Origin of the sequence: Halorubrum tropicale (assembly GCF_001280455.1) — an archaeon.
Lineage (GTDB): Archaea > Halobacteriota > Halobacteria > Halobacteriales > Haloferacaceae > Halorubrum > Halorubrum tropicale.
In genome coordinates this window covers 1-24,909 of the sequence record NZ_LIST01000003.1, presented here as the reverse complement: position 1 = coordinate 24,909, position 24,909 = coordinate 1, and the positions used below count along the sequence as shown (strand labels likewise).

24 protein-coding genes and 1 pseudogene are annotated in these 24,909 nt (G+C 68.6%); 10 read left to right on the top strand and 15 right to left on the bottom strand.

Going from position 1 to position 24,909, the window contains the following annotated elements; translation table 11 throughout:
- Window positions 1-6: 6 nt before the first annotated feature.
- Entirely contained in the window at window positions 7-1,266 is a 1,260-nt protein-coding gene (locus tag AMR74_RS07895) for a carboxypeptidase regulatory-like domain-containing protein (protein WP_053771530.1), read from the bottom strand.
- A gap of 115 nt (window positions 1,267-1,381) precedes the next feature.
- Window positions 1,382-1,678, bottom strand: coding sequence for a hypothetical protein (locus AMR74_RS07890; protein WP_053771529.1), 297 nt, complete (start codon window positions 1,676-1,678; stop codon window positions 1,382-1,384).
- 107 nt (window positions 1,679-1,785) lie between these two features.
- Here AMR74_RS07890 and ileS point away from each other — a divergent pair, with 107 nt between their 5' ends.
- Together ileS and AMR74_RS07880 are read left to right on the top strand one after the other, a co-directional pair.
- The gene (ileS, locus tag AMR74_RS07885; protein ID WP_053771528.1) at window positions 1,786-4,938 is read left to right on the top strand and encodes an isoleucine--tRNA ligase; all 3,153 of its coding nucleotides are present in this window, start codon (window positions 1,786-1,788) and stop codon (window positions 4,936-4,938) included.
- 186 nt (window positions 4,939-5,124) lie between these two features.
- Complete coding sequence (locus tag AMR74_RS07880) at window positions 5,125-5,598, top strand: GNAT family N-acetyltransferase (protein ID WP_053771527.1); 474 nt, start codon at window positions 5,125-5,127, stop codon at window positions 5,596-5,598.
- Between the two features lie 10 nt (window positions 5,599-5,608).
- Here AMR74_RS07880 and lrpA1 read toward each other — a convergent pair whose 3' ends face one another.
- From lrpA1 to AMR74_RS07865, 3 genes are all read right to left on the bottom strand, one after another.
- Window positions 5,609-6,037 carry an HTH-type transcriptional regulator LrpA1 gene (gene lrpA1, locus AMR74_RS07875; RefSeq protein WP_053771526.1) on the bottom strand — a complete coding sequence of 143 codons (429 nt, stop codon included), beginning with the start codon at window positions 6,035-6,037 and terminating at the stop codon, window positions 5,609-5,611.
- An 83-nt stretch (window positions 6,038-6,120) separates the two neighbouring features.
- Window positions 6,121-7,059: a thiamine pyrophosphate-dependent enzyme gene (locus AMR74_RS07870; RefSeq protein ID WP_053771525.1), complete on the bottom strand. Its 939-nt coding sequence runs from the start codon at window positions 7,057-7,059 to the stop codon at window positions 6,121-6,123.
- A 3-nt stretch (window positions 7,060-7,062) separates the two neighbouring features.
- Window positions 7,063-8,958 (bottom strand): 2-oxoacid:acceptor oxidoreductase subunit alpha, encoded by a 1,896-nt coding sequence (locus tag AMR74_RS07865; protein ID WP_053771524.1) that lies wholly within the window; start codon window positions 8,956-8,958, stop codon window positions 7,063-7,065.
- 215 nt (window positions 8,959-9,173) lie between these two features.
- Here AMR74_RS07865 and dph5 point away from each other — a divergent pair, with 215 nt between their 5' ends.
- The 3 genes from dph5 to AMR74_RS07850 all read left to right on the top strand — a co-directional run bounded on the left by dph5 (window position 9,174) and on the right by AMR74_RS07850 (window position 10,964).
- Window positions 9,174-9,971 carry a diphthine synthase gene (dph5, locus tag AMR74_RS07860; RefSeq protein ID WP_053771523.1) on the top strand — a complete coding sequence of 266 codons (798 nt, stop codon included), beginning with the start codon at window positions 9,174-9,176 and terminating at the stop codon, window positions 9,969-9,971.
- Between the two features lie 116 nt (window positions 9,972-10,087).
- Window positions 10,088-10,474, top strand: a complete 387-nt coding sequence (locus AMR74_RS07855; protein WP_053771522.1) for a CBS domain-containing protein — start codon at window positions 10,088-10,090, stop codon at window positions 10,472-10,474.
- Between the two features lie 115 nt (window positions 10,475-10,589).
- Entirely contained in the window at window positions 10,590-10,964 is a 375-nt protein-coding gene (locus tag AMR74_RS07850; protein WP_053771521.1) for a CBS domain-containing protein, read from the top strand.
- Between the two features lie 42 nt (window positions 10,965-11,006).
- Here AMR74_RS07850 and AMR74_RS07845 read toward each other — a convergent pair whose 3' ends face one another.
- From AMR74_RS07845 to AMR74_RS07805, 9 genes are all read right to left on the bottom strand, one after another.
- Window positions 11,007-12,254, bottom strand: a complete 1,248-nt coding sequence (locus AMR74_RS07845; RefSeq protein ID WP_053771520.1) for an MgtC/SapB family protein — start codon at window positions 12,252-12,254, stop codon at window positions 11,007-11,009.
- Between the two features lie 181 nt (window positions 12,255-12,435).
- Window positions 12,436-13,398, bottom strand: coding sequence for an archaeosortase A (gene artA, locus AMR74_RS07840; RefSeq protein ID WP_053771519.1), 963 nt, complete (start codon window positions 13,396-13,398; stop codon window positions 12,436-12,438).
- A gap of 121 nt (window positions 13,399-13,519) precedes the next feature.
- On the bottom strand, window positions 13,520-13,972 hold the full coding sequence (locus AMR74_RS07835) for a transcription elongation factor Spt5 (protein WP_004598345.1): 453 nt from the start codon (window positions 13,970-13,972) through the stop codon (window positions 13,520-13,522).
- Window positions 13,972-14,148 (bottom strand): protein translocase SEC61 complex subunit gamma, encoded by a 177-nt coding sequence (locus tag AMR74_RS07830; RefSeq protein WP_006628863.1) that lies wholly within the window; start codon window positions 14,146-14,148, stop codon window positions 13,972-13,974. The genes AMR74_RS07835 and AMR74_RS07830 overlap by 1 nt, the downstream gene beginning before the upstream one ends.
- 107 nt (window positions 14,149-14,255) lie before the next feature.
- Entirely contained in the window at window positions 14,256-15,413 is a 1,158-nt protein-coding gene (ftsZ, locus tag AMR74_RS07825) for a cell division protein FtsZ (protein WP_053771518.1), read from the bottom strand.
- Window positions 15,414-15,559: 146 nt separating this feature from the next.
- Window positions 15,560-17,017, bottom strand: coding sequence for a D-aminoacyl-tRNA deacylase (locus AMR74_RS07820; RefSeq protein ID WP_053771517.1), 1,458 nt, complete (start codon window positions 17,015-17,017; stop codon window positions 15,560-15,562).
- Window positions 17,018-17,113: 96 nt separating this feature from the next.
- Entirely contained in the window at window positions 17,114-18,064 is a 951-nt protein-coding gene (locus AMR74_RS07815; protein WP_053771516.1) for a calcium/sodium antiporter, read from the bottom strand.
- 96 nt (window positions 18,065-18,160) lie between these two features.
- Window positions 18,161-18,355 carry a DUF7333 family protein gene (locus tag AMR74_RS07810; protein ID WP_053771515.1) on the bottom strand — a complete coding sequence of 65 codons (195 nt, stop codon included), beginning with the start codon at window positions 18,353-18,355 and terminating at the stop codon, window positions 18,161-18,163.
- Window positions 18,356-18,416: 61 nt separating this feature from the next.
- A complete protein-coding gene (locus AMR74_RS07805; RefSeq protein WP_053771514.1) occupies window positions 18,417-19,325 on the bottom strand; it encodes a PhzF family phenazine biosynthesis protein in 909 nt (302 codons plus the stop codon).
- Window positions 19,326-19,503: 178 nt separating this feature from the next.
- On the opposite strand from AMR74_RS07805, the gene AMR74_RS07800 reads away from it, so the two are divergent.
- Window positions 19,504-20,850 carry an alkaline phosphatase family protein gene (locus AMR74_RS07800; protein ID WP_053771513.1) on the top strand — a complete coding sequence of 449 codons (1,347 nt, stop codon included), beginning with the start codon at window positions 19,504-19,506 and terminating at the stop codon, window positions 20,848-20,850.
- Between the two features lie 92 nt (window positions 20,851-20,942).
- The gene (locus AMR74_RS07795; protein ID WP_053771512.1) at window positions 20,943-21,452 is read left to right on the top strand and encodes a DUF7097 family protein; all 510 of its coding nucleotides are present in this window, start codon (window positions 20,943-20,945) and stop codon (window positions 21,450-21,452) included.
- Between the two features lie 66 nt (window positions 21,453-21,518).
- Here AMR74_RS07795 and AMR74_RS07790 read toward each other — a convergent pair whose 3' ends face one another.
- A complete protein-coding gene (locus AMR74_RS07790; RefSeq protein WP_053771511.1) occupies window positions 21,519-22,259 on the bottom strand; it encodes a hypothetical protein in 741 nt (246 codons plus the stop codon).
- 140 nt (window positions 22,260-22,399) lie between these two features.
- Here AMR74_RS07790 and AMR74_RS07785 point away from each other — a divergent pair, with 140 nt between their 5' ends.
- The 3 genes and pseudogenes from AMR74_RS07785 to AMR74_RS17135 form a co-directional block, all read left to right on the top strand.
- The gene (locus tag AMR74_RS07785; protein WP_053771510.1) at window positions 22,400-23,083 is read left to right on the top strand and encodes a DUF6517 family protein; all 684 of its coding nucleotides are present in this window, start codon (window positions 22,400-22,402) and stop codon (window positions 23,081-23,083) included.
- Between the two features lie 325 nt (window positions 23,084-23,408).
- Entirely contained in the window at window positions 23,409-24,671 is a 1,263-nt protein-coding gene (locus AMR74_RS18445) for a hypothetical protein (protein ID WP_139042983.1), read from the top strand.
- Window positions 24,672-24,737: 66 nt separating this feature from the next.
- Window positions 24,738-24,909: pseudogene (locus tag AMR74_RS17135) on the top strand (IS5/IS1182 family transposase); the annotation flags it as partial.

Sequence of the window (24,909 nt, the reverse complement as noted above, 5' to 3'; positions counted from 1 at the left end):
ACGCCCTCACCGGCCGCGGGTCCGGCCCGCGACGGACAGCGCGAGGAGAGCGACCGCGGCCGCGACGACGCCGAATCCGGGGTTCTCGTCGTCGGTGGTCCCGTCGCCGCTCGACGAGTCGCCGTCGGACGCGTCGCCGTCCGCGTCGTCGGCGCTCCCGTCGTCGCGGTCCGTCGCCGACTCGTCGACGCCCACGACCGTCACCGGTTCGGAGACGGTGTCGCCGTCCCGCGCGACGAGCGTCCGGTCACCGGCGGTCCGGATCGTCACTTCGAACTCGCCGCGGTCGTCGGTCTCCCCGACGGCCTCGCCGTCGAGTTCGACGGTCGCACCACCGACCGGCTCGTCGTAGGCGTTCCGCACGGTCACGCGCGTCGTCTCCCCGACGAGGACGCGGTCGTTCGCGGGCTCGGCGACGAGTGCGGCGCTGCGCTGCGCGGTGGCGTTCACGCTCACCGCCGACTCCTCCACCCTGACCCGCTCGGACGTGGCGTCGTATCCGTTCTTGACGACCGCGACCGTGTAGACGGCGTTCACCGGTACGGTGAGCGATGCGGTCCCGTCGGTCACGCTCACCCGCCCGTCGAACACCGAGGAGGAGGCCCGCACCGCCCCCGTCTCGATCGGGACCGGCGGGTCGAAGTGGTCGTCGAAGACCCGCACGTCGAGCGTCGTGGCGCCTCGCTCGACGGCGACCCGGGCCTCGCCGCCGTCCCCCACGGTCACGGGGACGGACGCCTCCAGGTACCCGGGCTTCACGACGACGACCTCGTAGTCGCCGCGTTCGAGGCGCGCCGTCTCGTACCGCCCGTCCGCCTCGGTCTCGCCCCGGTCGATCGTCCGCCCGCCTTCGCGGACCCGGACGGTCGCGTCCGGCTGCGACCGGTTCTCCCCGTCGACGACGGTCACGGTCGCGGTGCCGCTCCGTGAGACCCCGAGGTCCACGGTCGTCTCGCTGGCGTTCTCGACCCGGAGCGGACGGTTCCGGACGTAAGCGTCGTCGTCGACGTCCAACTCGACGCCGGCCCCCTCCGGGACGTCGAGGAGGACGTTCCCGTTGCTCGCCGTCGTCCCGGACGCGGTCCCCGTCTCACCGGCGTCGGTCTCCCACGTCGCCTCGACCGTCGCACCGGCGACGGCGTCGCCGTCCCGATCGGTCACGGAGACGGTGAGCGTCACCGGGTCGACGGCGAACGCGCCGCCGGTCGCGGTCACCGCGACGAACAGTACTGCCGCGGTGACCAGCGTCGAACGTGCGACGTTCATACGCGGCGTACGCGGTCGGTCAGTATAGGTATGACCCGATTACTTGCCGTAAGCGGGCCTGAATCCCGCATTCCCGGCCGATCTGACGGTCAGTGGGGCCGGAAAACCGCCTCCGCTACCCGCCGCCGCCACCGCCGCCGTAGCCGCTCTTCCCCGCCTCGGCCTCCCGCTCGCGCCGGTCCGAGCCGTCGTCCGCGTTCGCGGTCGATCGCTCGGACGCCGACCGCTCCGACGCCGACCCGGACCCCCGCGCCGCGAGCGCCCAGCCGAGGGCGTACGCCGCGACTGCGGCGGCGACGCCGGCGCCGGTGCCGGCGAGCCACGCGCCGGCCAAGTACGCGGCGGCGGCCAGTGCCGGGCCGCCGAGGAGCGCGTACCCGAGGTTCTCGCGGACGAGTCGCGGCGTCTCCATGTTCGCTGCGTCCGCCTCCCGGGAGAAGTGTCTTGTCCCGCCTCGCCGCCGCTGAACCGTTCCCACGACTCCGCCGTATTCAAATACGCGCGCGCAGACCAACGCGTATGGAGCAGATCGACGACCAGTACGCGCCCGCGGACGTCGAGTCCGCGGTCGACGAGTACTGGGACGACCACGACGCCTACGAGGCGGCGAAGGAGGCGCACGCCGACGACCCGCCGTTCTTCTTCGTGGACGGCCCGCCGTACACCTCCGGGCAGATGCACCTCGGGACGGCCTGGAACAAGACGCTGAAGGACGCCGTCATCCGGTACAAGCGGATGACCGGCCACCGCGTCACCGACCGCCCCGGCTACGACATGCACGGGCTCCCGATCGAGGTCAAAGTCGAGGAGGAGCTCGGCTTCGAGAACAAGCGGGACATCGAGGAGTACGGGATGGAGGCGTTCATCGAGAAGTGTAAGGAGTTCGCCCTGGAGAACCGGGCGGCGATGGACGAGGACTTCAAATCCATCGGCGCGTGGATGGACTGGGACGACCCGTACGAGACCATCTCGCCGGAGTACATGGAGGCCGCCTGGTGGGCGTTCTCCGAGGTCGCCGACAACGGCCTCGTCGAGCAGGGGAAGCGGTCCATCTCGCAGTGCCCGCGCTGCGAGACCGGCCTCGCAAACAACGAGGTGGAGTACGAGGACGTCGAGGACCCCTCCGTCTACGTGAAGTTCCCGCTCGCCGACCGCGAGGGGAGCCTCGTCATCTGGACGACGACGCCGTGGACCATCCCCGCGAACACCTTCGTCGCCGTCGACGAGGATCTCACCTACAACGCCGTCCGCGCGGAGAAGGGCGGCGAGAGCGAGCTCATCTACGTCGCCGCCGACTGCGTCGAGGACGTGCTCGGCGAGGGGCGCTACGAGGACTACGAGATCGAGGCCGAGCTGACGGGCGACGAGCTCGTCGGCTGGGCGTACGACCACCCGCTCGCCGACCGCGTCGCCGAGTACCCCGACTTCGAGGGCGCCGGTCGGGTGTACGCCGCCGACTACGTGGAGGCCGACCGGACCGGACTGGTCCACTCCGCGCCCGGCCACGGGGAGGAGGACTTCCAGCGCGGCACGGAGCTCGGGCTCGACATCCACTGCCCCGTGAAGCCGAACGGCGAGTTCACCGAGGCGGCCGGCGAGTACGCCGGCCAGTTCGTGCGCGACGCCAACGACGACATCGTCGACGACCTCGTCGCCGACGGACATATGCTCGCGCATGGCACCGTCGACCACAGCTACGGCCACTGCTGGCGGTGTGACACCGGGATCGTTCAGCTGGTCACCGACCAGTGGTTCATCTCGATCACGGACGTCAAAGACGACCTCCTCGACAACATGGAGGACTCGGAGTGGCACCCCGACTGGGCCCGCGACAACCGGTTCCGCGACTTCATCGAGGACGCGCCCGACTGGAACGTTTCCCGCCAGCGCTACTGGGGGATCCCGATCCCCATCTGGGTGCCGGAGGACGCCGACGCCGGCGACCTCGACGAGGACATGATCGTGATCGGCACCCGCGAGGAGCTCGCCGAGCGCGTCGAGGAGGACGTCGACCCCGAGTCGATCGACCTCCACCGGCCCTCCGTCGACGACCTCACTATCGTCGAGGACGGGACGACGTACCGCCGCGTCGAGGACGTGTTCGACGTGTGGCTCGACTCCTCCGTCGCTTCGTGGGGGACGCTGGGCTACCCGAGCGACGAGGCCGCGCACGACGAGCTGTGGCCCGCCGACCTCATCATCGAGGCGCACGACCAGACCCGCGGCTGGTTCTGGTCGCAGCTCGGCATGGGCACCGCCGCGGTCGGCGAGATCCCGTACGACGAGGTGCTGATGCACGGCTTCGCCAACGACGAGGACGGCCGGAAGATGTCGAAGTCGGTCGGCAACATCGTCACGCCGGAGGAGGCGATCGACCGGGCCGGACGCGACCCGCTCCGGACCTACCTGCTCAGCCACGACCAGCAGGGGGTCGACCTCGCGTTCGAGTGGGACGGGCTCGGCGAGATTCAGGGCAAGCTCAACATCCTCTGGAACGTGTTCCGGTTCCCGCTGGAGTACATGGAGCTCGACGGCTACGACCCCGCCGACGCGGACCTCTCCGACGGCGAGCTCGAGCTCGTCGACGAGTGGGTGCTCTCGCGGCTCCAGTCCGTGGAGGCCGAGGTCGCCGAGGCCTGGGACGACTACCAGGTCAGCGACGCGGTCAACGCCGTCATCGAGTTCGTCACGCAGGACGTGTCGCGGTTCTACGTGAAGGCGGTCCGCGACCGCATGTGGGAGGAGGCCGACTCCGCCTCGAAGCGCGGCGCCTACGCCACGCTCGCGACCGTCCTCGACGAGGTGATCCGCCTGCTCGCGCCGATCGCGCCGTACCTGACCGAGCGGATGTACCAGCGGCTCGACGGCGCGGCGACGACCGTCCACGCGCTGTCGTACCCCGAGCCGGACGCCGACCTGCGCGACCCGGACCTCGAACGCGACGTGGCGGTCTTCCGCGACGTGGAGGAGGCGGCGGCGAACGCGCGTCAGCAGGCCGGCCGGAAGCTCCGCTGGCCCGTCCCGCGCGTCGTCGTCGAGACGGCCGACGAGACCGTCGCGGCCGCGGTCGACCGGCTCGAAGCGCTGATCGCCGACCGCGTCAACGCCCGCGAGGTGCTCGTCACGGACGCCTTCGACGAGCTCGTCGAGACCGCGGAGCCGCAGATGGTGGCCATCGGACCCGCGTTCGGCGGCGACGCCCAGAAGGTGATGGAGGCGGTTCAGGGCGCCGACCGCGCGGCGGTCGAGAGCGGCGAGGTGACCGTCGACGGCCAGCCCGTCGACCTCGACGACGAGATGGTCGAGTACGTCGCTGAGCCCCCGGAGCACGTCTCCGGCGCCGACTTCGAGGGCGGCACCGTCTACGTCGACACCTCGCTGACCCCCGACATCGAGTCCGAGGGGTACGCCCGCGACGTGATCCGCCGGATCCAGGAGATGCGCAAGGAGCTCGACTTGGACGTGGAGGCGCGGATCCGCGTCGGCGTCGGCGTCGACGACGACCGCGTGGCCGGCTTCGTGGACGACCACGCCGACCTCATCGCCGGCGAAGTGCGCGCCGACGCTTGGTTCGACGACCCGACCGACGCGGCGGACGCCGAGGACGGCCTCGTCGAGGAGTGGGAGGTCGAGGACGTCACGCTCACCATCGGCGTCGACCCGGTCGCGTAGGCCTCCCCGACCGAAGACGCCGCTTCGAGCGTCCGAGTGCTCGGTTTCGAAGCCCTCGGCGCCCGCGCTCGCTGGCTCGAACCGACGACAACGGCACCGCCGGGGCGTCGCCTCCGCGACGCGAATTACTGTGGGAACAATTCGCACCCCGAAACCTATAGGTGCGTTCTTTACTCACGGTTGAACATGGATGTTCGGGCGGCTCGGGCCGACGACGCCGAGGCCCTTCGCACCGCGGTCTCGCGGGCCCGCGAGGAGACGGTGTTCGACGACATCGGCGCACCGCTGCTCGACGTCTCCGCCGCCGGCGTCCGCGAGGCCGCCGCCGAGGCCGAGTGGTCGTTCCTGATGGAACACGACGAGGAGGGCCCCGTCGGCCTCGCCATCGCGCACCCGGACCCGGACGGCGCCGAGGCGGAGCTACTGGCGCTGTGGGTCCACCCGAACCGCGCGGGGGAGGGGATCGCCGGGGAGCTGCTGTCGCGCGTCGGCGGCGCGCTCGCCGACCGCGGCGTCGAGACGCTCCGGGCGACGGTGCCGGCGGACAGACCGAGCGCGACGGAGTTCTTCGTCGCACACGGCTTCGAGGCGCGCGGGACCCGCCGGAGCCCCGTCGGCGACGAGGACGTGGTGGTCGCGGCCCCGCGGACGCTCGTCTGAGGCCGCCGGCCTACTTCAGTCGCTCCTGGAGGAAGGATGGGTGGGCCGCGGTGACGCCCTCGACGCCGAGCAGCTTCTCGGAGATGACCTCGCCGAGCTCGTCGCCGTCGCCGGCGCGGACCTCGGCCATCAGCATGTGGTCGCCCGAGGAGGTGTACAGCGCCTGGACCTCGTCGAGCGACTTCAGTTCGCGCGTCGCCTCCACGTACTGTCCGGAGTCGACGTCCATCCCGACCATGGCGATCGACTGCGACGAGAGCTTCTTCGGGTCGACCTCCGCGGAGTAGCCGACGATCACGCCCCGCTCTTCGAGGCGGTCGATGTACTTCCGCACCGTCGGCTTCGAGACGTCGGCCCGTTCGGCGATCTCCCCGCAGGACGCCTGCGCGTCCTCCTCTAACACGGAGAGGATCCGCTCTTCCGTCGATACCGTACTCATACCACTCCGTTTGTCACCAATGAAAAAATACCTTGCGAATCAAAAAACGGATTCACCGCGCCGTCAACGACCGACGGCCCCGCTCAGGCGTGTTTGTCGAGGAACATGTCGTGGGAGCGCTCCCACTCGTAGTCGTCGTCCCAGTAGCGCTCGGCGAGCGGCTCCTCGGGCATCTCGCCGATTTCGCGCTTCTCCTGGCCGTAGGACGGACGGTCCTCGTCGACGTAGAAGCGGCCGGTGAGGACCTCGCCGTCGTAGAGGGCCTCCTCGGTCGTGCGCATCATCTCCTGGGCCTCGACGCGGTCCGTCTTGTCGAACTCGTAGTCGTCGGAGTCGTTGACGTCGATGTACGGGACGTACTGGCGCGCGTCCTTGTTCCAGGTCGGACACTGGGTGAGGAAGTCGACGTGCGCGAACCCGTCGTGTTCGATCGCCTCGATGAGGATATCCTTCGCCTGGTTCGGGTTGACCGCGGCCGTCCGGGCGACGTAGGAGGCGCCGGCGTTGAGCGACATCGAGAGCGGCTTGATCGGTTCCTTGGCGCTCCCGTGGGGCTGCGTCTTCGACTTGTGGCCCTTCGGGCTGGTCGGGGAGGTCTGCCCCTTCGTGAGCCCGAAGATCTCGTTGTTGAACACGATGTACGTCATGTCGTGGTTCTCCCGGGCCGTGTGGACGAAGTGGTTCCCGCCGATCCCGTAGCCGTCGCCGTCGCCGCCGGCGGCGATCACTTCGAGGTCGGGGTTCGCGAGCTTCGCAGCGCGGGCCACGGGCAGCGAGCGCCCGTGGATCGTGTGGAACCCGTACGTGTCGAGGTAGCTGTTCAGCTTGCCCGAACAGCCGATCCCGGTACACAGCAGGGTCTCCTCGGGCGTGCGCCCGACCTCCGGCAGCGCCTGCTTGAGCGCCTTCAGGACGCTGAAGTCACCGCAGCCCGGACACCACGTCGGCTGCGGCTCCACGCCGGGGGTGTACTCGTCGCGGTCGATCTCCCGCTCCTCTCCGATCGCTGAAAACGTGCTCATTGGTTAGTCACCTGCGGCTGGGACGAACGTGGTCTGGTGGCCGGACGCGTCGCCGTCGCCCTCGACGATCGCGGCCTCGAACCCGTCGACGACCTCCGCCGGCTCGAACGGGTTCCCGTTGTACTTCAACAGGCTCGACAGCTTCTCGCCGTAGCGGCCGAGGTTCTTTTGGACGAGCCCGCGGAACTGTCCGGACGCCGTCATCTCGACGACGAGGACCTCGTCGACGCTCTCGACGAACGCCTCGACCTGCTCGGTCGGGAACGGGAGCATGTCGGAGACCCCGTACGACTTCACCGAGTGGCCGGCCTCGTTGAGCCGACCGACGGCCTCCTCGACGGTGCCCTGCTGGCTGCCGAACGTGAGGATGCCGTACTCGGCGTCCTCGGGGCCGGCGTACGAGCCGGTGTCCTCCCCGTCGAGGTCGGCGCGGATCGCCTCCAGCTTCTGGGTCCGCCGGTCGATCTGCGCGACCCGGTTGTCCGGGGACTCGCTGATGTGGCCGGTCGGGTCGTGCTCGTTGCCCGTCGCGAGGAAGCGACCGCCCTTCTGCCCGGGCACCGACCGCGGCGAGACGCCGTCGTCGACGTCGTGCTGGAAGCGGTGGAACTTCCCGTCGCCGGAGTGCGGCTCGTCCGCGAGTGCGTCCTCCGAGAGCGTCTTCCCGAGGTCCGGGTTCGGATCGCGGTCGAAGTGGCTCTTGGGGACGTTCGTCAGCTCGCCGCCGAGCTTCTGGTCGTACAGCAGGATCGTCGGGATCTGGTACTCGTAGGCGAGCCGGAAGGCGATGCGCGACTGCTCGTACGCCTCCTCGACGGTCCCCGGGGCCAGGACGACGCGCTGGGAGTCGCCCTGCGAGGTGTAGAGGACGTGTTCGAGGTCGGACTGCTCCGGCTTCGTCGGCATCCCGGTCGAGGGGCCGGCGCGCATGGCCTCGACGAGGACGACGGGCGTCTCCGTCATCTCCGCCAGCCCGAGCGGCTCGGACATCAGCGCGAACCCGCCGCCGGAGGAGCCGGACATCGCCTTGACGCCGGCGTGCGAGGCCCCGACCGCGAGCGCGGCCGCGGCGATCTCGTCTTCCACCTGCTCGGAGATCCCGCCGAGCTTCGGCAGGTTCTGCGTCATGATGGTGAACACCTCGGTCCACGGCGTCATCGGGTAGCCGGCGATGAACCGGCAGCCCTCGTCGATGGCGCCGTAGGAGATGGCGTCCGACCCGGACATGAGCAGCTGGGTCTCGTCGTGTTCGCCCGTCGGCACCGACACGTCCGGGGCGTCCACGTCGTACTCCTCGCGGACCTGGTCGTACGCGGTCTCGAGGATCTCCAGGTTCGGTTCGAGGATCTTCTCCGGCATCGCGTCGCGCATCAGGTCCTCGACGTGGTCGAGTTCCATGCCGGTCAGCGCGCAGGTCGCGCCGACGCCGGCGGTGTTGCGCATGACCTCGCGACCCATGTCGCGGGCGAGCCCGCGGAGGTCGAGCGGGTACACGTGCCAGTCGTTCTCCTCGGCGCGCTCCTCGAAGTTCGGGATCTCGGAGGCGTCGAGGAGTCCCTCGTCGTAGACGATGACCCCACCCTCGCGGAGTTCGTCTAGGTTCTCCGAGAGCGGCTTGATCTCCTCGTTGCCGTAGACGGCCTCCTCCTGCGGGTTACGGGCGAAGGAGTCGCCGAGTGCCAGCAGGAAGTTGTAGCCGTCGCCCCGGGATTCGACGGGGTCCGCCGACGCGCGGACCTCGGTATAGGTGTGGCCGCCGCGGATCCGCGACGGGTAGTGCCGATGCGTGAAGACGTTGAGCCCCGATCGCATCAAGGCCTTCGCGAAGTTCTGGCTGGTGGAAGCGATCCCGTCACCGGATCCCCCCGATATCCGCCAGATGAGTTCGTCGTCAGTCATAGTGGTATGTGAGCCCGATTGGGCCTCGTAGCGGAACGTTGTGCTGGTTCCCTCTTAGGGCTTGCTATGGAATCCCAAGGGACTATCATGAAGGTCTATAAGGGGCGCTCGGGCGCTCGTCGCCCGTCCGCCGGGCCGATCCGAGCGCCCGCCCTCGGTTTCGTCGCTGCCGACCCTTCCGCGTCTTTTTAGGCCGCCGCGCGCCGAACGCACCCATGCTCACCTTCATTGGGCTCGGCCTCTACGACGAGCGCTCCGTCACCGTCGAGGGGCGCGAGGCGCTGCGGGCGGCCGACCGGGTCTTCGCGGAGTTCTACACCAGTCGGCTGATCGGCGCCGACGTCGCCGACCTGGAGGCGTACCACGACGTCGACATCGCGGTCCGCGACCGCGCCGGCGTGGAACAGGATCCGGAGCCGATCCTGGAGGCGGCCGCGGACGGCGACGCCGCCTTCCTCACGGCCGGCGACACGATGATCTCGACCACCCACACCGACCTCCGGCTCCGCGCCGAGGAGCGCGGCATCGACACGCGGGTGGTCCACGGCGTCACCGCCCAGTCCGCGGCGTCGAGCCTGACGGGGCTCCAGAACTACCGGTTCGGGAAGGCGACGACGCTGCCGTTCCCGTACGCGCACGGCGGCGACGACGTGCCCGCGAGCGTGGTCGAGACCGTCGAGGCGAACCGCGAGCGCGGGCTCCACACCGTCGTCTACCTCGACATCAAGGTCGGGACCGGCCCGAGCGGCCCCGACCCGGACCACGAGGAGTACATGACGGCCGACGCGGCCGCGGAACTGCTCGCCGAGGGGTGGGCCGACGAGCTCGCTGTCGCCGTCGCCCGCGCCGGGTCGCCGGACGCGGTCGTCGCCGCCGACCGCCTGAGCGCGCTCGCCGACCGCCAGTTCGGCGACCCGCTCCACCTGCTCGTAATCCCGGGCGACCTCCACCACGTCGAAGCGGACGCGCTGGTCGGCCTCGCGGACGCTCCGGACGCCCTCGTCGAGGAGTGAGCCGTCGGGCGGTCCGGGACGTCTCCGTCCCTCGCCGGGCCCGAACCCGTGTCGCTCGACGCGAACAGGCCCTCCGACCGGATAATTGATAACCGTGCCCAGCGTTACCACGAGACATGAACGACGTACTCGTCGATCGGCTCATGTCGACCGACCTCACCACGATCGAACGCGGCGCCCCAGCGGCCGACGCGGCGAAGCGGATGCGCGACACCGGCGTCAGTTCGATCCTCGTCGTGGAGCCCGACGGACGGCTGGCCGGGCTGATCACCGCGACGGACTTCGTGGGGCTCGTCCGCGACAACGACCCGAAAGACCGGACGCCGGTCGAGGCGTTCATGACGACCGACGTCGTCACGGTGGGCCGCGAGGACACCGTCGCGGAGCTGGCGGCGCCGACCGCGCACGGCTACACCCACCTCCCGGTGACCGACGGGGACGGCAGACCGATAGGGATGGTGTCGACGACGGACCTCACGGCGCACCTCTCGAAGGCGCGCTGACGGCCCCCTCCGAGCGTCGCGTTCCGCCGCTCTTCTGCCGTCCCGAACGGGGTCGCGCCCGCCCCGCGGTGTGGGTTCCGGAAGAGTAATGACACGCGGTATCACACGTCGTGGCATGGATCTCGACGACAGAACCCGCGTCGCGGACGTGATGTCGACGCCCCTGGAGACGATCGGAGCGAACGTTCCGATTCGAGAGGCGGCTCAGCGGATGCGCGACGGCGGCATCAGCGCCCTCGTCGTGACCACCGGCGGCGGTTGTATCGTCACGCAGAGCGACGTCGTCGGGGCGGTCGCCGACGGGCGCGACCCCGAGGCGACGACGGTCCGCGACGTGATGACCGAGGACGTCGAGACGGTGACGCCCGACCTCATGATGCAGGAGGTGGCCGCGATGATGACGATGTACGGCGTCAAACACCTCCCGGTCGTCGACGACGACTACGTCGGCATGGTCTCGTCGACGGACATCGCCGAACACCTCTCGTGAGGCGCGCCCCGACCCGCGCCGGAGCGGGTCCGCCGAGGCGTTTTAAAACAGCAACACCGGGATTCCGGCGAGTACCCCCACGGCGATCAGCAGGAGGTTCCAGAAGAACACCGGACGGACGAGTTCCCGAGCGATGCTCGCCGCGAAGACGGTCTTGATGAGGACGCTGGCGGCGGTGCCGGCGATCACGCCCGCGACCGCGGTCTCGACCCCGATCTGTCCGGTCCCGAGCAGCGAGACCGCCGTGGCCGTCGAGGTCCCTGACGACACCAGGCCGGCGAGGAAGGAGGTGACGATGAAGCCGCTCGCGCCGAACGACTCCTCGGCGACAGCGGAGACGAGCAGCACGATCAGGAAGAGCGCGCCGAACGTGAGCGCGTTCCCGAGGCTGAACGGCGAGGCCAGCTCGGCCTCAATCGTCGTCCGCCAGTCGCTCCGCCGCACGGCGACGCCGACCCCCGCGACGGTGATCGCGCCGAGCGGGACGCCGACGACGAGCGCCGCCTCGGGGACGAAGACTGCCACTACGGCGGCGTTCCGGAACGCCATCGCCGCGTTCGCGAGGAGGATGGAGCCCACCGCGACGTCGCCGATGGCCGCGCGCCCCTTCGCCCGCTCGGCCATCTCGGCGACGACCGCCGTCGAGTTGACGAGCCCGCCGAAGAAGCCCGTCACCGCGTAGCCGCGGCCCTGGTACCGCTTGACGAGGACGTAGTTGACGAACCCGATGGCGCTGACCGCGACCACCAGCGACCAGACCAGCCGCGGCTGGACCGCCCCCCACGGGTCGACCGTCTCCGCGGGGAGGAGCGGGAAGACGACGAACGCGAGGATGGTGAACTCCACGGCGCTGCGCACCTCCTCTCTGGAGAGTCCCCACGCGAACGCGTGGAGTTCGCGTTTCAACACCAGGAGTAGCGACGACAGCACCGCTACCGTCACCGACTCGATGAACAGCCCCGCCGCGACGAGGACGCCGACGCCGTACGCGACGAGCATCGACGCCGACGTGGTCAGCGAGAGCCCGTCGACGTCGGCCTCGACGAAGCTTCGCACCGCCAGCAGCACCGCGCTGGCAACCACCAGCACCCCGCCGACGGCGAGGAGCCCCGGTTCGCCGACGAGCGAGAACACCGCCGCCGCGAGGCTGATCAGCGCGAACGTCCGGATCCCCGCCGACTTCTGTGACCACTCCCGCTCCAACCCGAGGAACATGCCGAGCGCGGTCGCCAACACCAGCTTCGCGACGTTCGTCTCCAGGTAGACGAACGGGTCGACGCCGCCGATCACCGCCGCTCACCCCGTGGCGACCGCGTCCCTCGACGCGGACCGGGGGATCCGCCGCGCGTCGCCGCAGTCATGCTCGCCCGTACCCGTCGCCAACGTCTATAGCTTGCTATATAGTTCTATTTATCCCCGGCAGTTCTCCGGGACCCGACCGCCCCGCCGGAACCGTCGAGAGGCCGCCGGGCTACCGGTTCGTCGGCTCTCGCGGGAGGTCGAGCGCCTCCGTCAGGTCGTGTTCCTCGCCGGTGATGAGGTAGAGCACGTCCTCTAGGATGACCGCCAGCTCGGGCAGCTCGCGCACCGCGAGGAAGGTGATCGCGATGAGCGCCACGACCGCCAACAGCTGGCTCATGATCCGGTCGGAGATGAGGAAGGAGACCCGGTACGGGTCGGTCGCGCCGAACATCGTCATCACGAGGTCCGGGTACCAGTGCATGTACTGGTTGCCGGACACGACCGAGATGAACGTCGTCCGGAGGATGTTCAGCCCGTAGATGAGCGGGATAGACACCGCGAGCGCGCGGAGCTTCCTCGTGAGCGGCGCCTCGACGGCGGCCACGAGCCCGCCGAAGATGGCCATGCTCCCGAGCCCCGTACACGCCAGCACGATGTGGATGACGACCGTGTGGCCGTCGTCGAGCGTCCAGGAGTACGCCGCGTCGTACCCCTCGTTGCTCGCCACCGCCTCGGGCGCGTACCCGAGCAGGTCGATGAGCGCCCCGGTCTGTGACGCCACGACCTCGATGAGGACCCGACGGGGCTCCGGGACCGCGACCCCGGCGACGGTGAACGCCGGAATGGTCTCGAACGGCAGGTAGATGAACAACATTATCGCGATGGCCCGGGTGAGGGTGAAAAGCGATGCCCGCCCGTCGTAGAGGAGGTACCCCGCGTACACGCTGGCCGGGAAGCCGACCAGGGCGAGGATCGACTCGACGTAGCTCTGGTGTTCGAACGCGAAGTACGGCACCGTCGACAGCCAGAAGAGCCCGAACAGCGCCCACGTCGCGGCCGCGAGGACGCGCCCCGCGGCGAGTCCGCGGCTGTCGAGCGCCCACGAGGTCGCGAAGAGGATCGCGACGACCCACGCGAACGTGAACGTGTCGGGGATCACGCTCAACACCGCCGGCACGCCGTGGCCGAGCATATCCGTCCGGTCCGTCGTCGTCGAATAAAGCCCTTGTCGTTGCGCGCGAGATCGCCGTCAGACCGACGCCGTCACGCGCACCGCGTCGCCCCGTTTCCGCGCCGCCGGCGCGAGGAGGGAGCTACCGCTCCTCGCTGTCGAGCACGCGGATCTGGTCGCCGCGGACCGTCACCGGAATCGGCACGGTCGCCTCGTACAGCTCGACGGTCACCTGGTCTTTCCCCTCGTCGATCCGCTGGACGCGCGCCTTCTCTCCCTTGAACGGGCCCGCGATCAGCTCGACGATGTCGCCCTCGCCGATCCCCTCCACGTCCGGGGTCGGCGAGAGGAAGTGCTCGACCTCGGAGAAGGGGCTCTCGGCGGGGCCGTCGCCGCCCTGAATGACGCCGCGGGCGTGCGGGATCTCGTCGAGGATCCGCCCGAAGGCGGTCCCGTCGGTCGCCTCGACCATCACGTAGCTCGTGAGCTGGTCGGGGGCGATGACGGCCTGGATCTCCGGCGCCTCCTTCTCGGCGATCATGTCGGCGACCGTCCGCTCTTGGCTCGCCGTGGTCTTGACCGAGTAGATCGGCATTACGCGCCGACCCCCGGGAGGAGGCTCATGATCGCGAACATCAGGAAGCCGATGAACCCGATGAGCAGGATCCCGGCGCCGGCGATCTTCGACACCTGGAGGAACTCGTCGGTGCTCGGCGTGCTCGCCAGCTTCAGCACCCGAATGTAGCTGTTGAGGTCGTACGGAACGTCCATGTTACCTGCGGATTCGAGACGAGACGGTTTTTACCTTTTGATGCGCCCCCGAAGCGGCGACGGCGCCGTCCCGGCGCGCGGCCACCGACCCGCCCGCTCGGCGTCCGTCACTCCACGTAGTCGATGTCCTCGACGTCGCTCGGCGCGCCGCCCTCCGGCGGCTCGCCGTTGCTGCCGTAGATCTGCGGCGACTCGACGCCGGTGACGACGATCATCGTCCGCATCTCGCCCTCAAGCTCGTCGTCGACCGAGGTCCCCCAGATGATCCGCGCGTCGGGGTCGATCCGGTCGTAGATCTCCTCGACGACCCCCTCGGCCTCCTCGATGGACATGTCAGTGCCCCCGGTGACGTTCACGAGCGCGGAGTTCGCGCCGGAGATGTCCACGTCCAAGAGCGGCGAGCGCAGCGCGGACTTCACCGAGTCCTGCGCCTTCGAGTCGGAGTCGGACTCGCCGAGGCCGATCATCGCGACGCCGCCCTTCTCCATCACGGTGCGGACGTCGGCGAAGTCGAGGTTGACGAGCCCGGGCATCGTGATGAGCTCCGTGATCCCCTTCACCGAGCGCATCAGCACCTCGTCGGACACCTTGAACGCCTGCCGGACGGGGAGCTTCCCGACCGCGTCGAGCAGGCGGTCGTTGGGGACGACGATGACCGTGTCGCTCACGTCGCGGAGGCGTTCGAGGCCGGCCTCGGCGTTCGTCCGGCGGACCTCGCCCTCGGCGGTGAACGGCGTCGTGACGATGGCGATGGTGAGCGCCCCGGACTCGCGGGCCGCCTTCGCGACGACCGGCGCCGAGCCGGTCCCGGTGCCGCCGCCGAGCCCGGCGGTGACGAACACCATGTCGGAGCCGTCGATGGCGTCCTGGATCTCCTCTTGGGACTCGATGGCCGCCTCCTCGCCCACCTGCGGGAGGGAGCCGGCGCCGCGGCCCTGCGTCTTCTGCTGGCCCATCAGGATCTTCGTGTCGGCCTCGATGTTGACGAGGTGCTGGACGTCGGTGTTGGCGGCGACCAGCTTCGCGCCGTGGATCCCCTCCTCGGTCATGCGGTTGACCGTGTTGCCGCCGGCCCCCCCGCAGCCGACGACCGTGATGTTCGTCTGGAGGTCCTGGAGGACGTCCTGTAGCTCGTCGTCGGTCATCGTCCCCGTCTGCGGCGGCGCGCCGGCGCTCCCCCCGGCGGCGCTCTCGCCGGCTCCCCCGGCGTCGTCTGCGGGGGCCTCTTCGGCTTCGTCGATGGCGTCCTCAACGATGGAGTCCATTATGTGGTGAGGTTGCGACCCGGACGTATTTATTTTTGCCCGTTCGTCTGACGCGAGTCGGACGCCGAAATCACCGGCGTCCGCCGTCGACCGGCGAAAGTACGGGCGCCGTGCCCGCGCCCGCCGAACGCGACGATTCTTATAAATCAGTCGAGCGCGTCGCCGTCGATCGGGAACCGGTCCGCGCGCGTCCGCGACACCTCGTCCGGCCCGACGGTCTCCCCGTCGACCTCGACAGCCTCTCCGTCGGCCAACCGCCCGAACGCCGGTCCCTCCGGGACGCCTCGCTCGGCTGCCAGCGCCGGGTCGAACGCCGTCTCCCGGGCGACCACCGCGCCCCCCTCCGGCGACACCTCGACCGCGTCGTACCCCGTTTCAAGCACGTCGACCAGCCCCTCGATCAGGTCCGCGTAGCCCGGCGCCTCCGGGGCCGTCGCGAACGCGACGCGCCCGGCCGCCCGCGTGCCGCCCTGCTCCGTGTCGAACGCGACGGCGACGCGCTCGACCGTCGCGCGCGCCGCGTCCGCGTCGAGCCCCTGGGCCCGCGCGAGCAGGTCCGCCGGGAGGTCCCGGACGCGGACCGCGTCGCCGACCGCGTCGGCATCGCCGTCGACCGCTTCCGAGTCGGGGTCGAGCGCGTCGCCGCCGACCGCGCCGAACCGCAGGCCGTCGTCGACGGACCCCATCTCGGCCTCCAGCCGTTCGACGAGCGCGAGCGGCGCGTCGCCGACCTCGCGGACCCACGTCTCGCTCACCACCCCGTACCCGAGGTCCTCGATCACCGCCGCGAGGGCGGGGCGGTCGCCGTCGATCACGGCCCGCTCGGCGCGGCTCCGCTCGAACGCGGCCTCGATCACGCGGCGGTTGGCGTCGGGCGCGCCGAGCTCTCCGAGCGCCCAGTCGGCGCCGACGTGCCCCACGGCCCACTCGGTCTCGCGAACGATCCGGGTGAACCGCGGCGCGTAGTGGCCCCCGCCGAAGCCGACGACGTGGCGGGGCCAGTTCCCGGCGTCGCCCGCGTCGGTCGCCGCGGGGTCGCCGTCCGCAGTCAGGTCCGCGCCGGTCCCCCGCAGGTCGAGGACCGCCCGCGCGACCGCCCGGGCCGCGTCCGGGTCCTCCCACTGCGGTCCGTCGGACCCCAGTTCGACGAACAGCGACGGGACGGCGACGTCGGTCGGGCCGTGGTGGGTACACTCGATGCCGACCTCGTACCCGTCGGGCGCGCGCCGGGCGAGCGCCTCCACGACGCGCTTCTCGGCGCCCGGCGCGGCCCGCGCCAGCGACTCCGGCTCGCCGCCGTACTCGGCGCCGCCGAAGTTCCCGGTGACGTGCGCGGTGAGGAGTCGCCCGGTCTCGCCCGAGTGCCTGGAGACGAACGCGAGGAACGCGGGGTCGCAGTCGAAGGCCGCGGTCGGGTCGGACAGCCGGATGTGGAGGTCGTCGAACTCGCGGAGCTCGAACCCCTCCGTCCGGTAGTAGGTCCCGCCCCCGTCGGCGTCGGGGCGCGAGCCGTCCTCGCGCGCCGTCCAGTCGCCGACCTCCAGCAGCCGCTCCCCGATGTGCGCCGAGGCGCTGTCGGCCCGGCTGACGACGATCGCTATCACGGCATCGGCTCGGCCGCCCGCGACCGAATACCCGTCGGTTCCGACCCCAGAAGCCGCCCCGCCGCGGACGCCCCGACCGGAACCGGGCACGCCGTGCTACGGAAGTAACAGGTACGCGAAGACCCCGTACCCGACGGTGAGCACGGCGCCGTCGAGTCGGGTGATCCGCTCGCGGTACGCCATTATCGCGACGATTCCGGCCGTGAACGCGAGCAGCGCGGGGAACTCGAAGCCGCGGACGCCGGGGGCGACGCCGACGGGCGTCACCACCGCGACGATCCCGATGACCGCGAGGATGTTGTAGATGTTCGACCCGACGACGTTGCCGACGCTGAACTCCGCCTGGCCGCGCACCGCGGCCACGACGCTGGCGGCCAGCTCCGGCAGCGACGTCCCCAGCGCCAGCACCGTGAGCCCGATGAAGATGTCGGAGAACCCGGCGGCCGCCAGCAGCGACTCGCTGCCGTCGATCAGCCACCGAGAGCCGAGGACGAGCGCGGTGATTCCTCCGACGACCGCCGCGGCGTCGCGCACCTCTGCGTCCGGCATGCCATCGCGCTCGCTGTCGGAGATCGCCGACTGGTTCGCCTGAACGCGCCGCAGGACCGCGGCCGTGAACGCGGCGAGCGTTGCGAGCAGCACCGAGCCGTCGACCAGGCCGATCCGGCCGTCCCAGCCGAGCGCGACGAGCAGCAGCGCTGCCAACACCATGAACGGAACGTCTCGGCGGAACACGGTGTCGGAGACGTCGAGCGGGCGGATGAGCGCGGAGACGCCCAGTACGAGACCAATGTTCGCGATGTTCGAGCCGACGATGGCGCCGAGCCCGATGTCGGTCGACACCGTGACGGCGCCGAGCAGCGAGACGAACAGCTCCGGGGCGGTCGTCGCGAACGCCACGACCGTGACGCCGACGGTCGACGCCTTCAGCCCCACGGCGAGCGCGAGGTCCCGCGCGCCGGTGACGAGCAGTTCGGCGCCGGCGTACAGGAGGGCGACGCCGCCGACGATCAACAGCAGTTCGAGGAGTGGCGACCCGGGCAGCACGGCTCCCGGTTTGCAACGGCGTTTCAAAAGGGTCGTGATCCCCGGTCGCTCGGAGGCGTCGTCACCGGTCGATCGCCGCTCGCCGCCCGCCCCGGGTCAGGCGTGTCCGGCCCGGAACTCGCCGTGTTTCACGCCGATCGCGAACGCGAGCGCCCCGAAGACGAGCATCGACGGGACGACCATCATCAGCGTCGTCCGGAGCGGCATCATGTTCGCGCCGATGAGGCCGCCGGCGCCGACCGCGACGATCAGTACGAGGACCGCTGCCGCGCGTGGAAGGTCGAACTTCATACCCGCCGTACGTCGCGAGCGATCCTAAACGTTCTGTCTCGGACGCCCGCGTTCCGGCGCATCAGGCCTCGATGATCTCGTCGTCCTCGTCGTCGGGGATCCGGATCTCCCCGTCGAGCGCGACCGTCGCCCGCCCGCCGACGCGGACCCCGTCCGCCTCCACGCGAACGCGGACGTGCCCGGGCCGGTCGAGGAAGTGCCCCTGTTCGAACCGGAGCTCGTCGGGCTCGTCCCCGTCGAAGGCGTCGACGTGGCGGAGGTATCCCCCGACCGCGCCGCTCGCGGTCCCCGTGACCGGGTCCTCCGGGATGCCGAGCGACGGGACGAACGCCCGGCCGTGGAGCGTCGAGTCCGCGTCGAGCGCGTCGAAGGAGAACGCGTACACGCCCGCGACGTCGAACGCCTCCGAGAGCGCTTCGACCGCGTCGTCGTCCGGATCCGCCTCGCCCAGCCGCTCCAAGAAGTTCACCGGGACGACGAGGAACGGCAGGCCGGTCGACGCGACCGCGACGGGGAGGTCCGCGCCGACGTCGCGCAGCGCGGCGGGGTCGACGCCGAGCGCGGCCGCCACCCGGTCGAGGTCGACGTCGACGACCTCGACGCTCGGCGCCTGCTGTCGCATCCAGGCGGTGCCGTCGTCGTCGACCGAGACGGTGAGGTCGCCGACGTTCGTGTGGAGCGTACGCTCGCCGCCGTCGATCGCCCCCTCGGCGAACAGGGCGCCGTAGGTCGCTATCGTGGCGTGGCCGCAGAGGTCGACCTCCGTGGTCGGCGAGAAGTAGCGGAGCCGGTCGTCGGCCGCGCCGTCGCCGTCGGTCAGGAACGCGGTCTCCGAGGCGCCGAGCTCGGCGGCGACCGCGGCCAGCTGGCCGTCGCTCAGCCCCTCGGCGTCGGGGACGACGCCGGCGGCGTTCCCGGCCAGCGGCTCCGCGGCGAACGCGTCGACGAGCATCGCGCGTCTGTGTTCCATGCCGGCCCCTCCGCGAGTCACGGACAAAAACCCTCCCGAGCCGGTCGGCGGTCCGGGCCTCGCGAACAGACGAGCCGCCCCTCGGGCGCCGACGACCCCCGCCTCTCGCGGGCGTCGAACCGCGGTTCGCGGCGCGTCCGATGTCAATCCTTTTGCCCTCGACCGCGGATGAGTGTGTATGGGTCTCTTCGACCGGCTGCGAGGGAGCGACACGCCGCGGGTGGCGTTCATCGGGATCGACGGCCTCTCGTACCGGCTCGTCGCCGACAACCCGGAGGCGTTCCCGGCGCTGTCGGCGATCGCGGACGAGGGCGGTGGGGGACGGATCGACAGCATCGTGCCGGCGGAGTCGAGCGCGTGCTGGCCGAGCCTGACGACGGGGAAAAACCCCGGCGAGACGGGCGTGTACGGCTTTCAGGACCGCGAGGTGGGGTCCTACGACACCTACGTGCCGATGGGGCGCGACGTCCAGGCACCCCGGGTGTGGGACCGAGCGACCGAGGCGGACCTCGACGCGACCGTGATGAACGTCCCCGTCACGTTCCCGCCGCAGCGGACCGTCCAGCGGATGGTCTCCGGCTACCTCTCGCCCGACCTCGACGCGGCGGCCACCCCCGAGGAGCTCCGCGAGTACCTGACCGGCAGCGACTATCGGCTGTCGGTCAACGCGAAGCTCGGCCACAAGCCGGACAAGACGGCGTTCATAGAGCACGCCCGCCAGACCCTCGACGCGCGCGCCGCGGCCTTCGAGCGCTACGTCGAGCGGGACGACTGGGACCTCTTCGTCGGCGTCTTCACCGCCCCCGACCGCGTCAACCACTTCCTCTGGGGCGACTACGAGGACGGCGGGACGTACCGCGAGGAGCTGCTTGCCTTCCACGCCGCGCTCGACGAGCACGTCGGCTCGATCCGCGAGGCGCTCCCGGACGACGTCACCCTCGTCGTCGGCTCCACGCACGGGTTCCGCCGCCTCCGGTACGACGTCTACTGTAACGAGTGGCTCGAACGCGAGGGGTGGCTCTCCTACGACGGCGACGACCACGACGCGCTCGCCGACGTCACCGACGACACCCGCGCGTACTCCCTCGTCCCCGGTCGCTTCTACCTCAACGTGGAGGGCCGCGAGCCGAACGGCGTCGTCCCCGAGTCCGAGTACGAGGAGACGCGCGCCGAGCTGCGCGAGGCGCTGGAGTCGTGGACCGGCCCCGACGGCGATCCCGTCGCCGACCGCGTCGTCGACCGCGAGACGGTGTTCCGCGGCGATCACGCCGCCATCGCGCCCGACCTCGTCGTCCTCCCGAACGACGGGTTCGACCTCAAGTCCGGGTTCCGCCCGCACGACGAGGTGTTCGATCCCGACGGTCCACGGTCCGGGATGCACGCCTTCGACGACGCCGCGCTGTTCGTCGACCACCCGGACGCGACGGTCGAGGACGCGGACCTCCTCGACGTCGCCCCGACCCTCCTCCGACTCCTCGACGTGGAATACGGCCGCACCGACTTCGACGGCGCCAGCCTCGTCTGAGCCGTCGGCACCCCGGCCGCCGCGTCTCCCTCGCTGCTCCGTTCCCGCCTTCAGGCGACCGAATTGAAGTGAGTCCGCCCCTACCTGCCGGTATGGAGCGCACCCCCGACGGGACTCCCGTCGGCGTCGACGACCCCTACGCGGTCGCCGGCGTCTGCGACCACCTCACCGACGACGGTCGGTGTCGCTTCGCGCTGACGCGGTCCGGAGACGACCCCGAGTTCGCGGCGGCCCGCCGCGCCGACGGCTACGACTGCCACGTCGGCGCCGACGGCGCGTGGCGCGCGTGCCCGCACTACCGGTCGACGACCGACGCGAAGACCTGCGCCCGGTGCGGGCTGGCGGACGTGCGCCTGGCCCACGACGACTCCCGGCCGCTCGTCGAGGAACACCACCTCTCGTACGGCGGCGACGGCTCCCACGAGATCACGGTCGGCCTGTGTCGCTGGTGTCACGCCAAGGTCCACAACTCGATCGCTCGGATCGACGACGACGCGAGCCCGGACCCCGAGGCGATCGCCGAGCGCGAGCGACGCCGGGAGACCGAGCGCTCGGCGTCGTCGTTCGAGGCGGCCAGCGAGGGATACGATCCCGAGAACTGATCGATCGACGACCGATCCGGTTCAGCCGACTGACGGTCGCTCCGATTCAGGCGACCCCCGACCCGATCAGGCGTCGTCGGCCGGCCGGATCAGGTTCGCCAGCGCGACGAGCAGGCCGAGGAACCACCCGAGCGGCACCGAGATTCCGATCCACATCAGCACGTAGCCCAGCCCGGGGAGCCCCCACTGCTCGCCGAACGTCTCCAGGTCGAACGCGCCTCGAAGCATCTCGTTTATGCCGCCCACCGAGAGGAACGTGTCGAGGATCCACCGCGCGAGGTCGTAGCTCGGCGGCAAGATCAGTTCCTCCAGCGTCGGCGTGACGAGCGCGGCGACGACCGGCGGCAGGAACAGCGCCGTCATGGCGAACGGGTACGCGAGCAGGACGCTGACGAACCGTCCGCCCAGCTTCGAGAAGCCGGCGGCGAGCGCGGCCGAGACGACCGCTACCGCGCTCGCGGCGCCGACCGCGATCACCGCGTCGAACGGGAGTTGGAGGTGGGTGATGACGGTCAGCGTCCCCCAGACGACGGCGGCGACGAGCACCGCACCGGCGACGCCGATCCGGGTGACCGCCGAGTCGAGCTTCGCCGCGTAGTAGCGCGTGGCGAACCCGACGAGCAACAGCGGGTACGCGACCGCGACGAGCGGCGCGCCGAGCACCGCCCAGAGGTAGTAGCCGACCGACTGAACCGTCGTCTCGGGCTTCCACTTTCCTAGGACGGCGCTCGGGTCAAGCTGTCGGGGAAAGACCACCTCCATCCACGTCTCGTGGAGGCGAACAACGTCTAAGAAGAGCGCTTCCACCAGCCCGGTTTGTCCTCGGCGTTCCATTTGCCTCACGTCGCGCACGCCCCGACGTGAACTTTGTGCCTTCGACCCCGACGATCTCGCGGCCGATACCCTCGCCGATAGTGTTAAAGAACTGTGTGGACCTACCCGTACGTATGAAACGACGTGGACTGCTCGCCGCGATGGCTGCCTCGGCGTCGGTCGCGGTCGCGGGATGCGCCGGCGAGGACGGGAGCTACGAGTTCGACGCGGAACCGGCGCGCGTCCCGGAGAGCGCGTACAGTGACTCCGGATACAACGGTCAGGAGCCGGAGTCGTTCAGCATCGACCGCGAGTTCAACGTCACGGGCGTGAACGCGCGGGTGACGGCGACGACGTGGGTCGCCCGGTACGTCAACCCGACGACCCAGTCGGCGTTGTTCGTGGCGAGCACCCCGAACGCGTCGGTCGCCGGCCAGTCGGTCAATCCGCTCGTCCGAGTGGAGGGCGCCGAGCTCATCCGCCGGCTCCTCAACCAGGTCAACCAGCAGGACGTCGGCGGCGGCAACGCCGACATCCAGACGGACGACATCGAGGCGCGGGGCGAGGAGACGCGGACGATCCTCGATCAGGAGGCGACCATCTCCGTCTTCGAAACGACCGTTAGCGCGGACGTCGAGGGCTCGAACGGCCAGAGCGGGTCGGTCGAGGACATCCCCGTCCTCCTCTACCTCACGACGATCCAACACCAGGCGGCCGACGCGGACAGCGAGGACGTGATCGCGCTGGTGGGACTCCACCCGGTCGAGGTCGAGCAGTCCGAACAGCTGCTCGCGATGATGGAGGCGGTCGAACACTGACCCGCTTCGGCGACCGCCCAGTCCTCGTTTCCCGTTCTGTCTGGCCTTGGATACATCGCCCGTGAATTTCTACGAAGCAGCCCTCTCGCGACGCCGCTGTCTTTCGATTATTTCTTCGAGCGGAAGCTTTCACCTTCGTAAGCCACTTATAAGCGATCGGTTCGAGTAAGAGATCCCGCGGTGCGACAAGAGCCGCTTTGCGGAGGCTGGGCGACCACTGACGCCGTGCTGCCCCGGGAGCGACAGCTCTGGCATCCGCGGTTCGTTGGCTATGATCCGGACGCGATCGCTTCGATGGCTGTGGACCGGTATTGTCGTTTGCTTCGTGATCGGTTCTGTTATCGTACTACTGGGAACGAGCATCGTTGATGCTCAAGCAAATAATCATAAACCCACTTTAAACAGCACTGGTGACCCGGAATCTATCCGAATAGGTCAGTCTGGGCAAAAAATAAATAATGTTGAAATTCTAGTTTTGAATACATCAAACACTCCCGAAAAAATAAGACTGTATGTGGATTTAGCTAGTATTGAGTCAAATGGAGTAGACACTTCTTCAGTCTCAATGTCAATCAATGGTATCCAAAACGGATCCGTAATTAATACCTCACAATTAAATACTGAAGATACGACTTTCCTAGCCGCTACGATACGGCCGAATAGATCGAGTCGCTCAATACATATTGACTCTGTCCAAATATCTGGAATTAACACAGATGAGGCACAACTTTCGAGAAACATAAGATATCCAATCACAGTCACTAACAAGACTGATTTCTCATCTACCAACCTTACCGAACAAAAGAGTACAAGCTCATTTCAAATAATAGATGGTAATATCCGAATTCACAATCAAGCGACCGGGTCAACACAACTCCATCGGGACTTCCGGACGGCTGTCGGTGTAACTGTTGATAATCTCAGCGGGAACACAAATTCAACCCTATTCATCACAAAACGAGAACATAACGAAATAATCAGTGTTCAAGATCTTCGTAAAGAGGTTCTTATGAGCGAAGATTCTATTTCTGTTGATCTGTCCAACCCTGGTGGAAATGTCACTGGATATCTCATAGCTAACTCTTCGATTGATACTTCAGATTATGACATTGGAGATTATTTACCCACTAAGGTAACCGAATTAGCTCTTTCATCCGCTAGTGGTCGAGTAGTTAATTCCTATATAAATTTCAATAATTCATCATATAATGAACCACAAACAGAGACCATCGTTATCTCCAGAGCTAAGGTCTCAGACACGATCAACGATGAGACTCCATACATAATTTCACTACACCCTGTCAATTCAACTGGTCATATCCTTCATGATCAAGTTATTGCTCGCTCAAGAGTTCTAACGGGATGGAGTGAGGATATCCCTCTCAATTTCAATACCACAGCCTCACAAAGTGGAATTTTCCGTAGCAACCGATATGCTGCGTCCATTCAATTAGCACTAGGACATAGTGCTGGTAACTGGGTATCTGTAAAAAAGGCGGAACCGCTTCGGAACTCTGATCTTAATCAACAGTTTGTCTCTGATGGCGTCGCCGATGGGGGAGTAATTATCATTGAGTGGCTGTGTTGAATCGCCATACTGCGGCAGGGTAGGTCGCTAAATCAAAGGCGTTGAAGCGGGACGATTCGGTTGCCTATGACACAAATCTCCCGCTTCGTCGGGGAAGTTGTGCCGGTTGCTCAAAGAGTTACTGGCGATGGAGGCGAATCCGCCGCCCCGGAAGGCGGCGGCGGATTCGCCGACTACGCACTCGTTTCCCTCCACTGTCTGCGAATTTACCTCGATACATCGTACCGCATGACGATCG

Excerpts from the sequence above, each read along its gene's own strand:
- artA (WP_053771519.1), bottom strand. The coding sequence starts at position 13,398 with ATGCTCGGCCACGGCGTGCCGGCGGTGTTGAGCGTGATCCCCGACACG.
- lrpA1 (WP_053771526.1), bottom strand. The coding sequence starts at position 6,037 with ATGAGTACGGTATCGACGGAAGAGCGGATCCTCTCCGTGTTAGAGGAG.
- AMR74_RS07800 (WP_053771513.1), top strand. The coding sequence starts at position 19,504 with ATGGGTCTCTTCGACCGGCTGCGAGGGAGCGACACGCCGCGGGTGGCG.
- ftsZ (WP_053771518.1), bottom strand. The coding sequence starts at position 15,413 with ATGGACTCCATCGTTGAGGACGCCATCGACGAAGCCGAAGAGGCCCCC.
- AMR74_RS07880 (WP_053771527.1), top strand. The coding sequence starts at position 5,125 with ATGGATGTTCGGGCGGCTCGGGCCGACGACGCCGAGGCCCTTCGCACC.
- AMR74_RS07835 (WP_004598345.1), bottom strand. The coding sequence starts at position 13,972 with ATGCCGATCTACTCGGTCAAGACCACGGCGAGCCAAGAGCGGACGGTC.
- AMR74_RS07890 (WP_053771529.1), bottom strand. The coding sequence starts at position 1,678 with ATGGAGACGCCGCGACTCGTCCGCGAGAACCTCGGGTACGCGCTCCTC.
- AMR74_RS07850 (WP_053771521.1), top strand. The coding sequence starts at position 10,590 with ATGGATCTCGACGACAGAACCCGCGTCGCGGACGTGATGTCGACGCCC.
- AMR74_RS07895 (WP_053771530.1), bottom strand. The coding sequence starts at position 1,266 with ATGAACGTCGCACGTTCGACGCTGGTCACCGCGGCAGTACTGTTCGTC.
- AMR74_RS07805 (WP_053771514.1), bottom strand. The coding sequence starts at position 19,325 with ATGGAACACAGACGCGCGATGCTCGTCGACGCGTTCGCCGCGGAGCCG.
- dph5 (WP_053771523.1), top strand. The coding sequence starts at position 9,174 with ATGCTCACCTTCATTGGGCTCGGCCTCTACGACGAGCGCTCCGTCACC.
- AMR74_RS07830 (WP_006628863.1), bottom strand. The coding sequence starts at position 14,148 with ATGGACGTTCCGTACGACCTCAACAGCTACATTCGGGTGCTGAAGCTG.
- AMR74_RS07865 (WP_053771524.1), bottom strand. The coding sequence starts at position 8,958 with ATGACTGACGACGAACTCATCTGGCGGATATCGGGGGGATCCGGTGAC.
- AMR74_RS07810 (WP_053771515.1), bottom strand. The coding sequence starts at position 18,355 with ATGAAGTTCGACCTTCCACGCGCGGCAGCGGTCCTCGTACTGATCGTC.
- AMR74_RS07785 (WP_053771510.1), top strand. The coding sequence starts at position 22,400 with ATGAAACGACGTGGACTGCTCGCCGCGATGGCTGCCTCGGCGTCGGTC.
- AMR74_RS07855 (WP_053771522.1), top strand. The coding sequence starts at position 10,088 with ATGAACGACGTACTCGTCGATCGGCTCATGTCGACCGACCTCACCACG.
- ileS (WP_053771528.1), top strand. The coding sequence starts at position 1,786 with ATGGAGCAGATCGACGACCAGTACGCGCCCGCGGACGTCGAGTCCGCG.
- AMR74_RS07870 (WP_053771525.1), bottom strand. The coding sequence starts at position 7,059 with ATGAGCACGTTTTCAGCGATCGGAGAGGAGCGGGAGATCGACCGCGAC.
- AMR74_RS07795 (WP_053771512.1), top strand. The coding sequence starts at position 20,943 with ATGGAGCGCACCCCCGACGGGACTCCCGTCGGCGTCGACGACCCCTAC.